The organism is Streptomyces nanshensis, assembly GCF_001751255.1.
Classification (GTDB): domain Bacteria; phylum Actinomycetota; class Actinomycetes; order Streptomycetales; family Streptomycetaceae; genus Streptomyces; species Streptomyces nanshensis_A.
Genome location: NZ_LJGW01000149.1, coordinates 1 through 13,022 on the forward strand (window position 1 = coordinate 1; position 13,022 = coordinate 13,022).

At 73.5% G+C, this 13,022-nt stretch carries 11 protein-coding genes and 2 riboswitches; of the genes, 3 read left to right on the forward strand and 8 right to left on the reverse strand.

Annotation, left to right across the window (positions count from 1 at the left end; translation table 11 throughout):
- The first annotated feature begins 289 nt into the window (after positions 1–289).
- From AN218_RS08930 to AN218_RS08940, 3 genes are all read left to right on the forward strand, one after another.
- Positions 290–628, forward strand: a complete 339-nt coding sequence (locus AN218_RS08930) for a MarR family winged helix-turn-helix transcriptional regulator (RefSeq protein ID WP_244900364.1) — start codon at positions 290–292, stop codon at positions 626–628.
- A 134-nt stretch (positions 629–762) separates the two neighbouring features.
- On the forward strand, positions 763–2,448 hold the full coding sequence (locus AN218_RS08935; protein ID WP_079131961.1) for an MFS transporter: 1,686 nt from the start codon (positions 763–765) through the stop codon (positions 2,446–2,448).
- Positions 2,424–2,990, forward strand: a complete 567-nt coding sequence (locus AN218_RS08940; protein WP_070016232.1) for a cysteine hydrolase family protein — start codon at positions 2,424–2,426, stop codon at positions 2,988–2,990. The genes AN218_RS08935 and AN218_RS08940 overlap by 25 nt, the downstream gene beginning before the upstream one ends.
- 150 nt (positions 2,991–3,140) lie before the next feature.
- On the opposite strand, the gene AN218_RS08945 is transcribed toward AN218_RS08940, so the two are convergent.
- The 8 genes from AN218_RS08945 to AN218_RS08980 form a co-directional block, all read right to left on the reverse strand.
- Positions 3,141–3,914 carry an enoyl-CoA hydratase-related protein gene (locus AN218_RS08945; RefSeq protein ID WP_070016233.1) on the reverse strand — a complete coding sequence of 258 codons (774 nt, stop codon included), beginning with the start codon at positions 3,912–3,914 and terminating at the stop codon, positions 3,141–3,143.
- A gap of 97 nt (positions 3,915–4,011) precedes the next feature.
- Positions 4,012–4,656 carry a dihydrofolate reductase family protein gene (locus tag AN218_RS08950; RefSeq protein WP_070016234.1) on the reverse strand — a complete coding sequence of 215 codons (645 nt, stop codon included), beginning with the start codon at positions 4,654–4,656 and terminating at the stop codon, positions 4,012–4,014.
- Between the two features lie 193 nt (positions 4,657–4,849).
- A complete protein-coding gene (thiI, locus tag AN218_RS08955) occupies positions 4,850–6,187 on the reverse strand; it encodes a tRNA uracil 4-sulfurtransferase ThiI (RefSeq protein ID WP_070016254.1) in 1,338 nt (445 codons plus the stop codon).
- A gap of 188 nt (positions 6,188–6,375) precedes the next feature.
- A riboswitch (cobalamin riboswitch) is annotated at positions 6,376–6,591 on the reverse strand.
- Positions 6,592–6,674: 83 nt separating this feature from the next.
- Complete coding sequence (locus AN218_RS08960) at positions 6,675–7,472, reverse strand: class I SAM-dependent methyltransferase (protein ID WP_070016235.1); 798 nt, start codon at positions 7,470–7,472, stop codon at positions 6,675–6,677.
- 99 nt (positions 7,473–7,571) lie between these two features.
- A complete protein-coding gene (locus AN218_RS08965; protein WP_070016236.1) occupies positions 7,572–9,197 on the reverse strand; it encodes an ABC transporter ATP-binding protein in 1,626 nt (541 codons plus the stop codon).
- On the reverse strand, positions 9,194–10,051 hold the full coding sequence (locus AN218_RS08970; protein ID WP_244900365.1) for an ABC transporter permease subunit: 858 nt from the start codon (positions 10,049–10,051) through the stop codon (positions 9,194–9,196). Before AN218_RS08970 ends, AN218_RS08965 begins: the two co-directional genes overlap by 4 nt.
- Before the next feature lie 152 nt (positions 10,052–10,203).
- Positions 10,204–11,151, reverse strand: coding sequence for an ABC transporter permease (locus tag AN218_RS08975; protein ID WP_070016237.1), 948 nt, complete (start codon positions 11,149–11,151; stop codon positions 10,204–10,206).
- Between the two features lies 1 nt (position 11,152).
- Complete coding sequence (locus tag AN218_RS08980; protein WP_079131959.1) at positions 11,153–12,670, reverse strand: ABC transporter substrate-binding protein; 1,518 nt, start codon at positions 12,668–12,670, stop codon at positions 11,153–11,155.
- A gap of 290 nt (positions 12,671–12,960) precedes the next feature.
- A riboswitch (guanidine-III (ykkC-III) riboswitch) is annotated at positions 12,961–13,022 on the forward strand.

Consider the following 13,022-nt stretch of genomic DNA (forward strand, 5'->3'; position numbering starts at 1 on the left):
CTCCCGGAGACCTTCCGGGAGGGCGGAGCCGCCGGTCCCGCCGCCGTCGCTGTCGCCGTCCGCTCTCACGGTCCGGAGGGCGAGGTAGTTAAATCCGGCTGATCAACCTATTGTTACTACCCATGAAGGACGACAGCACGCCCCCGGAGCACCCGGACGGTGCGGCGGACGAGGCGGACGACGCGGACGACGCGGCCGAGGTCGCCGCGGCGNNGAGGTCGCCGCGGCGCTGCGGCTGGCGGTGGGGCGCATCGCGCGCCGTGTCCGACAGGCCCACGCCACAGGGGAGTTGACGCTCTCCGAGGTCTCGGTGCTGGCGCGGCTCGACCGGGACGGAGCGGACTCCCCGGGCGCGCTCGCCGAGCTGGAACGGGTGCGCCCGCAGGCCATGGCGTCCACGCTCGCCGCGCTGGAGGAGCGCGGCCTCGTCGCACGGCGGCAGGACGCCAGGGACGGGCGCCGCGTGCTGATGGAGGCGACCGCCGCGGGGCGCGGAGTGCTGGCCGACCGGCGCTCGGAGTCCGTACGGCTGCTGACCGGCGTACTGGAGGAGGAGTTCACCGCGTCCGAGCGGCGCAGGCTGCTCGCGGTGCTGCCGCTGCTCGACCGGCTCGCGGAGCGGCTGTGAGCGCGGGAGGTCCGCCGGCGGGAGACGCGGGGCAGGGACACGTGCCGGACCCGGGGCCGGGTCCGCGGCCCTCGCCGGGGGCGGAGCCGGCGGGCGACGGGCGGTACAAGTGGGTCGCGCTGTCCAACACCACGATGGGCGTGCTGATCGCGACCATCGACGGCTCGATCGTGATCATCTCGCTGCCGGCCATCTTCCGCGGCATCGGCCTCGATCCGCTGCTCCCGGCCAACATCGGCTATCTGCTGTGGATGATCCTCGGCTATCTCCTGGTCTCCGCGGTGCTCGTCGTGGTGCTGGGGCGGCTGGGAGACATGTTCGGCCGGGTGCGGATGTACAACATGGGCTTCGCGATCTTCGCGTGCGCCTCGCTGGCCCTCTCCCTCGATCCGCTGAGCGGCGGCGGTGGCGCCCTGTGGCTGATCGGCTTCCGCGTCGTACAGGCCGTCGGCGGGTCCATGCTGACGGCGAACTCGGCGGCGATCCTCACCGACGCCTTCCCCGCCGGACAGCGCGGCATGGCGCTCGGTGTCAACCAGATCACGGCGCTGGCCGGGCAGTTCCTCGGGCTGCTCGCGGGCGGGCTGCTGGCGGCGGTGCACTGGCGGGCCGTGTTCTGGGTCAGCGTCCCGATCGGGGTGATCGGCACGGTGTGGTCGTACCGCAGTCTGCGGGAGACCGGCTCGCGCCGGCCGGGGCGCATCGACTGGGTCGGGAATCTGACGTTCACCGCCGGGGCCGGCGGGCTGCTGGCCGCCATCACCTACGGGATCCAGCCCTACGGCGGGCACTCCACGGGCTGGACCAACCCGTGGGTGGTGGGCGGACTCGTCACGGGCCTGGGGATGCTCGTGGTGTTCTGCGTCGCGGAGACCCGGATCAGGGAACCGATGTTCCAGCTCGCGCTGTTCCGCGTACGGGCCTTCGCCGCCGGGAACCTGGCCGCGCTGCTGACGGCGATCGCGCGCGGCGGCATGCAGTTCATGCTGATCATCTGGCTCCAGGGGATCTGGCTGCCGCTGCACGGCTACGAGTTCGAGAGCACGCCCCTGTGGGCCGGAATCTTCATGCTGCCGCTGACGGTCGGGTTCCTCGTGGCCGGGCCGATCTCGGGGCATCTCTCCGACCGGTACGGCGCGCGGCTGTTCTCCACGGCGGGACTGATGCTGGTGGCGGGCGCGTTCGTCGGTCTGCTGGCGATACCGGTCGACTTCCCGTACGGCGTCTTCGCGTGCCTGCTGCTGGTCAGCGGGCTGGGACAGGGGATGTTCTCCGCGCCGAACACCTCCGCCATCATGGGCAGCGTCGCGCCGGAGCAGCGCGGAGTCGCCTCCGGAATGCGCTCGACGTTCCAGAACTCCGGCACGGCCCTGTCCATCGGGGTCTTCTTCTCGCTGATGATCTCCGGGCTGGCCGGTTCGCTGCCCGGTGCGCTGGAGGGCGGGCTGCGCGGGCAGGGCGTACCGGCGGGCACCGCCGCGCACGTGGCCGAACTGCCGCCGGTGAGCACGCTGTTCGCCACCTTCCTCGGCAACAACCCGATCAGCCATCTGCTGGGGCCCAGCGGGGTGCTGGAGAAGCTGCCGGAGCACAGCGTCGCCACCCTGACCGGCACCCGGTTCTTCCCCGAGCTGGTCTCGGGGCCGTTCCACCACGGGCTCGTCACGGTCTTCAGCATGGCCACGGCCATGGCGCTCGTCGCCGCGCTCGCCTCCGGGCTGCGCGGGAGCCGCCGCGGGGCCGGGCCGGGCGGGAGTCCGCACGGGCACGACAACACGCAGAAGGGAAAGGGAACATGGCGAAAAGCGCCCTCCTCGTAATGGACGTCCAGCGGGGCATCGTCGACCGCTTCGGGGAGGACGGGGGTTATCTGCCGCGTCTGCGCCGTGCCACGGAGGCCGCACGCGCGGCGGGTACGCCGGTGATCTACGTCGTCATCGGCTTCCGCCCGGGCCACCCCGAAGTGAGCCCCCGTAACAAGTCGTTCGGCGCGCTGGCGCAGGGCGGCGGCTTCGCCGAGGGCGATCCCGGCGCCGCGATCCACCCGGAGATCGAGCCGGAGCAGGGCGATGTGGTGGTGACCAAGAAGCGGGTCAGCGCCTTCGCGGGCAGCGATCTGGAGACGGTGCTGCGGGCGGGCGGTGTGGAGGAGCTGGTCCTCACCGGCATCGCCACCAGCGGTGTGGTGCTCTCCACCCTCCGCCAGGCCGCGGACCTCGACTTCGGCCTGACCGTTCTCGCGGACGGCTGTCTCGACGGGGATCCCGAGGTGCACCGGGTGCTGACGGAGAAGGTGTTCCCCCGGCAGGCGGAGGTGACGACGGTCGAGGAGTGGGCGTCGGCGCAGGGCGCGGGGCGGTAGCGGCCGTCAACGGGGGCCGGGCGGACGGGAGTCGAGGCCGGCGTAGGGGGCCGGGACGGAGCTTCGGGGCGTACGGGGGACGTGGCCCCGGGGGCGCGAGTGAGCCGGTCTCGCGGGCGGGGCCCGCCCCTTCGGCCGGGGGCGGGTCCGTCAGTCGGGCCACTCCGGAGGGCGCTTCTCCAGGAAGGCCGCCATCCCCTCGCGGGCGCCCGGCAGTTGAGAGGCGGCGGCCATCACTTCGAGCGCGAGCTGATAGGCGTCGGCCTCGGGCCGGTCGAGCTGGGCGTAGAGGGTCTGCTTGCCGAGCGCCTTGGCGGCGCGGCTGCCGCGGGTCGCCCGGCCGAGCAACTCCGCGACGGCGTCGTCGAGTTCGGCGTCCGGCACGACCCGGTTGACCAGGCCCCAGTCCGCCGCCGTCGCCGCGTCGACGGTGTCGCCGGTCAGGGCCATCTCCATCAGCCGCTTCCGTCCGATGGAGCGCGCCACGGGCACCGCGGGCGTATGACAGAACCAGCCGCCCTTGCCGCCGGGCAGCGCGAAACCGGCGGACTCCGCGGCCACCGCCAGGTCGCACGAGGCGACGAGCTGGCATCCCGCGGCCGTCGCCAGGCCGTGCACCCGCGCGATCACCACCTGCGGCACGGACTGGACCGTCCGCATCAACTCCGTGCACAGCCGCAGCAGTTCACGGACGCCCACCAGATCGCGGGAGGCGACGTCGCCGAAGTCGTGGCCCGCGGAGAAGACCGGTCCGTCCGCGGCCAGGACGATGCCCGTCGCGTCGCTGCCGCCGGCCTCGGCGAACGCGTCGCGCAACTCGGCCAGATGCTCCGCCGTCAGCGAGTTCCGCCGCCGTGCGCGGTTCATCGTGATCGTCACGGTCGCGTCGTCGCGCTTCACCAGGATGTGCTCGTACTCCGCCACCGGGCCACCGTAACCCGCCCTGTAGCACGGCGGGTTCGGTCGTTCCGTGCGCCGCTCGTCCGCCCCCGGGATCCGCCGGGCCCGTCCCGTACGCCGGTCACTTCCGCCAGAACAGATGGTGGCTCACGCCGCTGGGGCTGGGCACGATCTCCAGGTGGTACCGGTCGAGCAGCTCGTCGGGGGTCTCCCACAGCCGCAGTCCGGTGTCGAGCGTCACCGGCGCGACGGCCACATGCAGGGTGTCGACGAGACCGGCGTCGAGGAACTCACGGACGGTGGTGACCCCGCCGCCGAGCCGTACGTCCTTGCCCCGCGCGGCCTTCCGCGCCTGCTCCAGCACGGCGGCCGGTTCGCCGTCGACGAAGTGGAACGTGGTGTCGGAGAGGGTGAACGACGGACGCGGGTGGTGGGTCAGGACGAACACCGGTGTGTGGAACGGCGGTTCGTCTCCCCACCAGCCGCGCCACTCGTGGTCCTTCCACGGCCCGCGCTGCGGCCCGAACTTGTTGCGGCCCATGATCTCGGCGCCGATGTTGTGGGTGAAGTCCCGGGTGAAGTAGTCGTCCAGGCCGCGGCTTCCCCCGGGGTCGGTGCGGTTGGGCCAGCTCGCCGTGGCACCGGCCCAGGCGAACAGCCGCCCGGGGTCGACATGGCCGAACGGCCGCTCGAAGCTCTGCTCCGCGCCCGCGGCGACACCGTCACGCGAGACGGTGAAGTTCTGCACTCTCAGTAGCTGGTTCACGTGGTCCTCCTGGGGTTGCCGGCAACGGTGGTGACTCCCCGGGCGAGCGAAACTCATCGGTGGGTCCGCCATGGGCCGGGAGCGGGGGCCGTGCGGCGTGCCGTACTGGCGCCCTGGGGTTCGTACGCGGTGGGGACGGGCGTCACCGCGCACCCGTGGTCACCGCACAGGCGTCGTCACCGATCAAGCGTCGTCACCGTGTCGCGGTCGCCGCCCGTGGAATCGTCCGCTGCCGTGAACTCCCCGCGGACGGCGCGGAGTCGGAGGCCCCCGCCGCCGTCCCGGACACTCCCGCCGTCCCGTCCGTGTCGTGCGTCTCGCTCGTTCCGTCCACCCGCCCGGGAGTCAGGCACTGGGCCCCGTCCAGGAGTTCGTCGATCAGCTCGTCCATGCCGATGCGCCGCTCGACCCGGGTGAGTTCGGCCGGGCGGGCGCCGGTGGTGACGCGGCGCGGGGCGAGCAGCGTGCAGCAGTCCTCGTCCGGCAGGACCGAGATCTCCGCGGTGCCGACGGACCGCGCCTCGTCGATGATCTCCTGCTTCTCCCAGCCCAACAGCGGGCGCAGCACGGGCAGTTCGGCCGCCTCGTCGACGGTGCCGAGGTTGGTGAGGGTCTGGCTGGCGACCTGCCCGAGGTTGTCCCCGCTGACGAGCGCCTCGGCGCCCAGCCGCCCGGCCAGCGCGCACGCGGTGCGCACCATCAGCCGCCGCTGTGCGACGACTTGGAGCTTCTCCGCGCCTGCGAGGGCCAACTGCTTCTGTGCCGTGCCCAGCGCGACGACGTGCAACTGCCCTGCCGGCTGGTAGCGGTTGAGCTCGCGGGCGAGCGCGTACGCCTTGTACGTGGACGACGGATCCGTGTACGGGGCGCCCGTGAAGTGGACGAAGTCGCAGTGCAGGCCCCTGCGGATCGCCCGGTGCGCGGCCACGGGCGAGTCGTAACCGCCGGAGAGCAGCGCCAGCGCGCGCCCGCTGGAGCCCACCGGCAGCCCGCTCTGACCGGGGAGGCGGAGCCAGGAGAGATAGCTGTCCTTGCGGGCGACCTCGACGGTGAGATCGACGTCCGGCGTGGACAGGTCCACGGGCAGGCCGAGTTCGCGCTGCACACGCGAGCCGACGGCCGCGGAGAGGCGGGAGGAGGTGAGCGGGAAGGTCTTGTCACGCCGGCGCGCGTGCACGGCGAAGCTGAGGCCGCGACGTGTCTCGCGCAGCGCGCCGAGCGCGTCCACGGCGGCGGCGCCGATGTCGTCCACGGTGGAGGGCACCCGTAGCGCGGGCTGGACGAGGCTGAAGCCGACGACGCGGCGGGCCCGTTCGACCAGCTCCTCCACCGGCACGCCCTGACCGCCCAGCACCGTCACGTTCGGCTCGTACTTGATCCACGTCGAGCCGCCGACGCCGCGCAGCGCCAGCCGCAGATTGCCGTGCAGCCGGTCCTGGAAGGCCGCCTTGTTGCGCCCCTTCAGGAAGACCTCGCCGTGCTTGAGCAGCACGCACCACCGGTGCCGCGCGAGACCGGGCGCTCCCGTGATCTCCCCGGGCCGGAACGGTGGCGCAGCGGTCGTGTCCTTCACGGAACTCTCCTTCGCGAGTCGCGTCGCGGCGGACACGGGGGCGAAGGACCGGCCGGCGGTGCGCGTACCGCCGCGTCGCCGCGGCGGTACGTACCGTGCCGTCGTCCGCGACTCGCCCTCGAAGCCGCCGATGTCACCGCGCGGACGCCCTGCGCGGGGCAGCGGCAGGTCTTCGGACTCGTGGGCGCGCCCGGACACGCCGGACACCTACTGACCGTCGCTTCCCGGCGCAGGGCGCCAGTGCTCGATGACGGTGGTCGTTCCCACTCACCGCTGCGGGGCAGTCCCGGATTCACACCGGATTCCCTCTTACGACGCGCCTGCCCGGCGGACAGGGCGAACCGGCTGCACGTCCAGCCTACGGAAGCGGGCCGGGGACCGGCGAACGAGGACGGTCACCGGCGTACGAGGGGTGGGGCGTGCGGCGGCCACGCGCCCCGAGCCGTCAGCGGAGCGCGGCCACCACCGCGTCGCTCGCCGAGCACCACACCTGCCGTGCCTCGGCGAAGCCGGCGTCCAGCAGGGCGCGGAGATGCCAGTCGGTGGTGGTGGGCCGGTCGCCCTGCGGCGCGGAGCGGGGCACGGAGGGGTGGCGGGGGTCGCCGAGGAGGCCGAAGCGGCGGCGGGCCGGTTCGGCGAGCGCCGGGTCGTCGGCCACGGCCCGCCACCACGCGGCCCAGTCCTGTGCGCCGTCGGCCCGTTCGCGGTCCTTGCGGGCCTCGGTGTGGGCGTGGACCGCGGCGTTGATGCGGGGCGCCGACTCGTCGGTCATGTGGTCCGCGTTAAGGAAGACGCCGCCGTCCCGCAGCAGCCCGTGCAACTGCCGGTAGAGGGCGGCGAGCGGTTCGGTCTCCAGCCAGTGCAGGGCGGTGGCGGTGAGCACCGCGTCGTACGAGCCGTGCGGCAGCAGCTCCGGCCAGGACGGGTCGGTGAGGTCGGCCGTCACGAACCGCACGCGTTCGTCGTCCCCGAAGTGGCCCCGAGCGATGGTGAGAAGGGCCGGGTCCAGATCGACGGCCGTGCTGCGGGCGCCGGGGAACCGGCGCAGCAGCCGGTCGGTGACGGTGCCCGTGCCGCAGGCGAGGTCGAGGACCAGCGGCTCGCTGCCGACGAGGGCCTCCGCCGTATCCAGCATCACCCGGAACCGCTCCTCGCGGTCGGGCATGTACCACTCCTGCTGTCGGTCCCAACTGGCCTGCCAGGACTGCCAGTCGGCGTCCGTCGTCGTCGCCGTGTCGGTCACGGGTACCTCCTGTGCTCGGTGTTCGGGATGGGTCTCGACAGATGCCGGTGTGTGTGGACGTCGTCGGAGGGCGGCTGGGAGCAGCGGCCGGTGCCCGGCTCACGGCACCGGTTCGGCCTCGGTCAGCCGGCGGGTCGCCCGTGCCCGCGGTGCGCCCAACACCTCCCGTACGCCGCCCTGTTCGGCGACGCGTCCGCCGTCCAGCACGAGGACCCGGTCGGCCACCGCGCTCAGCGTCCGCAGGCCGTGGCCGATCCAGAGCACCGCCGTGCCCTGCTCCCGGCGCAGTCGGGCCACTTCGGCCGTGACACGGGCCGCGGCGTCCTCGTCGAGGGCGCTGGTGATCTCGTCGCACAGCAGCACCGAAGGGCGGGCCAGCGCGGCGCGTGCGAAGGCCGCCCGTTGCAGTTCGCCGCCGGAGAGGCCCGAGGGCGGGCGGTCCGCCGTCCGCAGCCCGACGCCGAGCCGTTCGAGCAGCTCCGCGGCCTCCTCGGCGGCCCGTTCCGGAGGCAGACCGCGAAGCCGTACGGCGGTACGGGCCACCTGTCGCAGCACCGTGCGCCGGTCGTCGAACGAGCCGCGCGTCTCCTGCCATACGTACTGCACACGGCGCTTGTCCTCCGCCGTACGCCGGCGCAGCACGGGCAGCGGCTCCCCGTCCAACAGCAGTTCGCCGTCGTGGCGTTCGTGGAGTCCGGCCACACAGCGCGCCAGGGTCGTCTTGCCGCTGCCGGAGCGGCCCGTGACACCCAGACACTCTCCGGGACGCAGATCGAGGCGGACGTCGTGCAGCACCGGGTCCCGGCGGCCCGCGCCCAACCACGCGGTGAGACCGGCCACTTGGAGCACGGGCGAGGACTGCGGCACTCGACCCCCCGGTGCCTGCGCCGGTGTCGGCACCGTCTCCGCGGACTCATGTTCCGGTGCCGCACGCGCCGTCGACCGCCGCGTCCGTCCCGTCCCGGCGCCCCGTGCGGCGTCCAGCACACGCGCCGCCGGGCCCTCGTCCACGGTGCGCCCGTCTTCGAGACGTACGGCCCTCGTGGCCAGCGCCCGCACCAGGTCGTGGTCGTGGGTGAGCAGCAGCACGGTCAGCCCCTCGTCCACGAGCAGGGCCAGTTCGCGCGTCATGTCGCGCCGGGTGACGGCGTCGAGCCCCGTGCCCGGTTCGTCGAGGACGAGTGCGCGCGGCCCGCAGACGAGCGTCTGGGCGAGGGCGACGCGCTGTCGCTGCCCGCCGGAGAACTGATGCGGGAAGCGCCTCATCACCCCGCGACCGCAGGGCAGTTGGGCCTGCCGCAGGGCGTCGGCGACATTACGGCGGGCCGCCGCCCGAGCCGCGAGGGCGGACCGCGTCCGGGCGTCCGCCCGGTGCAGCCGGGCCAGTTCGGTCAGTACGGAGCCGATGCGCCGCGGCGGATTGAGCGTCGACGCCGGATGCTGCGGCATATAGGCCACGGTCCCGCCGCGTACCCGGGCCGCCTCGGCGGTCGCGCCCGTCCCGTCCACGACGCGGACGCCGTCCACCCGTATGTCGCCCCACAGCCGTACCCCGGGCTCCGCCTCGCCGAGCAGCGCGAGCGCCGTCGTGGTCTTACCGCTGCCCGACGGGCCGACCAGCGCGGTCACTTGACCCTCCGGGACGCTCAACTCGACGCCGTCCAGCAGCATCGCGTCGCCGCAGCGCGCCGTCAGACCGCGCACGGTGATCAGCGGATCCGTCATCGCGCACCTCCGCCGGAGCGGGCGGCGTCCGTGCGGATGCGGTGCGACTCCCGTGCTGCGGGCGGCCGTTGGCGGGTCCGGCGCACCAACCGGTCGGCCACCAGGTTCAGTCCGACGGTGAACATCACGAGCAGGGCCGCGGGCGCGCACACCGCGAGCGGCTGGACGAGCAGCGCCTCACGGCTCGCGGCGATGGTGACGGCCCAGTCCGGGGCGGTCGGCTCCAGGCCCAGGCCGAGGAAGTTGGCGGCGGCCACGGTGAAGACGGCACCGGCGACGCGCGTACCGGCGTCGGCCGTGACCACCGGCACCACCGAGCGCCCCACGTACCCGGCCAGGATCCGCAGCCGTGACTCGCCCTGCTGCCGCATCGCCTCGACCACGGGGCTGCTCGCGGCGTCCAGGGCCGCCGCCCGTACCAGCCGCGCCACCGCGGGCACGTTCACCAGCGCCACCGCGAGCGCGATGGCGAGGGGCTGCCCGCGCCACCACACCGCCGTGACGCTGATGACGAGCAACGAGGGGACGGGCTGCACGACTTCGACCGGCCGCAGCAGCAGCTCCTCCAGCCACCGGTGCCGTGTCACCGCCGCGGCCAGCCCGAGCGGAGCACCGGCGAGATACGCCAGGGCGACCGCGCCGAGCGCCGCGCCCAGCGCGCTGCGTCCGCCGCGCAGCAGCAGCGTGAGCACGTCGCGGCCCATGCCGTCGGTGCCGAGGGGGTGCCCCGCTCCCGTCGCGTACGGTGCGCCGTCGGGCGACGCGGCCCAACTCGCCGCGTACGGGCCAAACATGGCGACGGCGAGCGGCAGGGCCAGCAGCAGCGGTCCGCACGCGCGCGCTGCACGGCGCACAACTGCCGTACGCCGCACGCCCCGTGGCGCGGACGGCACGGCCCCGGACGAAGTGTCCCCGGCCGAAGTAGCCCCGGACGAGGCCGAGTCGGGCGACGCCGAGTGGGACGAAGCTGCGTCGGGCGACGCCACCGTGGTGTCTCCGTACGACGTCACCGCAGCACCTCCGTACGGGGCGCGAGCCGGCGGCAGGCCAGGTCCGCGAGCAGGTTGAAGAGCAGCGCCGCCGCGGCGAGCAGCAGCGTCAGCGCCTGGACGGTGGGGACGTCGCGGCTGCGGACCGCTTCGATGAGCGCCGTCGCCACGCCGGGAACGGCGAACACCGCCTCGACCACCAGTACGCCGCCGAGGAGATGGTCCCCGGTACGGGCCAGCTCCTGGATGCCCGGCACCGCCGCGTTCGGCAGCACGTGCCGGAGCACCACCGTGCGGCGGGGCACCCCGAGGCGGCGCGCCTGCACCGCGTACCCGGCGTGCAGGGCGGTGATCGTGCCCGCCCGTACCTGGCGCGAGAGCAGGCACACCGTACGGGCCAGCAGCACCGCGACGGGCAGCACCAGCAGCGCCGGACGGGCCAGCAGCCCGGCCCCGTCCACGCCGATCCATGTCGCCGGCAGCCAGCCCAGCCGCAGCCCGAAGACGGCGACGAGGGCGAGGGCGAGGACGAAGTCCGGTACGGAGCTCAGCGCCAGCGTGGCCGCCGACAGCCCCCGGTCCAGTCGGCCGCCCTCGCGCAGCCCCATCACCAGACCGAGCACGAGGGCGAGCGGCACCACGACGGCGAGCGTCACCAGCGCGAGCACCGCGGTGGCGCCGGCGGCGTCGGCGAAGATGCGCGCGACGGGCTCGTCACTGGTCAGGGAGGTGCCCAGGCGCCCGTGCAGCAGCTCGCCCGCCCAGTGCGCGAAGCGCTCCGACAGGGGCCGCTCCAGGCCCAGTCGGGCACGGAGTTCGCCGATCTGGGCGAGCCCGGCCTGCTCGTTGAAGCGGACGGTGGCGGCGTCGCCGGGCAGCAGAGAGGTCAGCAGGAAGACCAGAACGGTCAGCAGCGCCAGTTGGACGGCGGTCAGCGACAGCCGGCGCAGCAGATAACCGCCCATCTCAGGCCAGCCGTACGGTGTCGAACCGGGCCCAGTCCCGGGTGTTCGGGGGAGCGGCACGTACGCCGTGCAGCCGCCGGGAGACGGCGTTGAGCCAGTCCGGATGGCCCCACAGCAGCAGTCCGCCCTTGTCGCGGAGCGTGCGCTGCACGGCGGTGTAGCGGCGGGCACGCCGGTCGGCGTCCTTGATGCTCTGGGCGTCGCGGAAGTCGGCGTCGAAGTCCTTGTGGCGCCAACGGGTGCCGTTCTGCGGGGAGTCGGAGAGCAGCCGCTCCGATATGTAGGTGGGGATCGGCATGGCGCCGCTGCGGTGGCTGGTGATCGTGCCGGTGCGCAGGATGTCGGTGAAGTAGCTCTCGGGCGGGCCCGTGGTGACGTCGATGCGCAGGCCCGCCTCGGCGGCCTGCCGGGAGAAGAGGTGTGCCGCGTCGACGAAGGTGTCGGTGGCGGTCGAGGTGTAGAAGGTCAGCTTCTTGTTGAGCACACCGGAGCGGCGCAGCAGGCGCTTCGCCTCCGCCACGTCGCGTTCGCGCTGGGGCACGCCGTCGGGGTAGTAGGCGAAGCCCTTGCCGTACATGTCGTTGCCGACGCTGCCGCGTCCGCCGAGCACGACCTCGACGAGCCGCGGCCGGTCGGCCAGCAGCTTCATCGCCATCGCCGCGTCGGGGTCGTCGAAGGGCGGGCGGTCGGTCTTGAGGAGGACGCCCTCCACACCGCAGGCGGGAGCGTCGACGATCCGTACGGCGGACTCCCCGCGCACGGTACGGGCGAAGGCCGGGCTCATCTCGTGCGCGTACTCGATCTCCCCGGCGCGTACGGCGTTCGACCGTGCCTCCGTCTCCGCCGAGAGGATGTGCAACTCGTCGATGTGCGCGGGGCCGCCCCAGTAGTCGTCGAAGCGCTGTCCCGTGAAGTGCCGCCCCGGGGAGAACGAGCCGAACGTGAACGGCCCCGTACCCACCGGCTTGTGAGGATCCCGGTAGCGGCGGCTGACGACGAAGGTGCCGGTGAAGGCCAGCAGGGACGGCAGTTCGGCGTGTGGACGCCTGAGCCGCAGTTCGACGCCGTGCTCGCCCAGCGCACGCGAGCGCTTCAGATCGATGAGCGACAGGGAGCTCTTCGCGAGCCGTTCGGCGCTCTTCGGGTCGAGGATGCGCGCCAGCGTGAAGAGGACGTCCTCGGGCTCCAGCCGGCGCCCGTCGTGGAAGCGCGCCGGGCGCAGTCGCAGCCGCCACACGGTGAGGTCGTCGCTCGCCTCCCAGCGCCGCACCAGCCCCGGCACCGGCCGGAGTCCGGAGTCGAGTTCGACGAGTTTGTCGAAGACCGCCTTGTGCCGCGCCTGGTCCACGAACTGCCGCCCCACATGCGGGTCCATGGTCTCCTTCGCACCGAACCCGGGGAACGCGGCCCGCACCGAGCCGCCCTTGCCCGAAGCGGACCCACCGCCACCGCAGGCCCCGAGCAGCACGGGCGCGGAGGCGGCACCGGCGAGGCCGAGGAATCCACGACGACTGCTCATGACCGGGCCTCCAGGGGGTCTGCGGGGCGCGCTGGCCGCACTATTGCGAATAGAGTGCATCTACTGGTACCAGGCAAGACAAGACCACAGGGCGACGGAGCACGTCAATCGACGGCAGGGGGTGGGGGAGGGGCGCTCCGGTGAACTTCCGTACGGGCGGGGCCGGTTGGGAGACCGGGACCGGTCGGCGGCGCGGACGCGGACGCGGGCGCGTGTGCGGGGCGTGTGCGTGTACGGGTGCGGGGGAACGGGCCCCGCCGGGACCCCCGTACGGTGTGCGATCGTGGACGGCAGAGCCCGGCAGGCTCCTGGACGAGGTGCGCCGTACCCAGTCATGACAAGACGGCGCGAA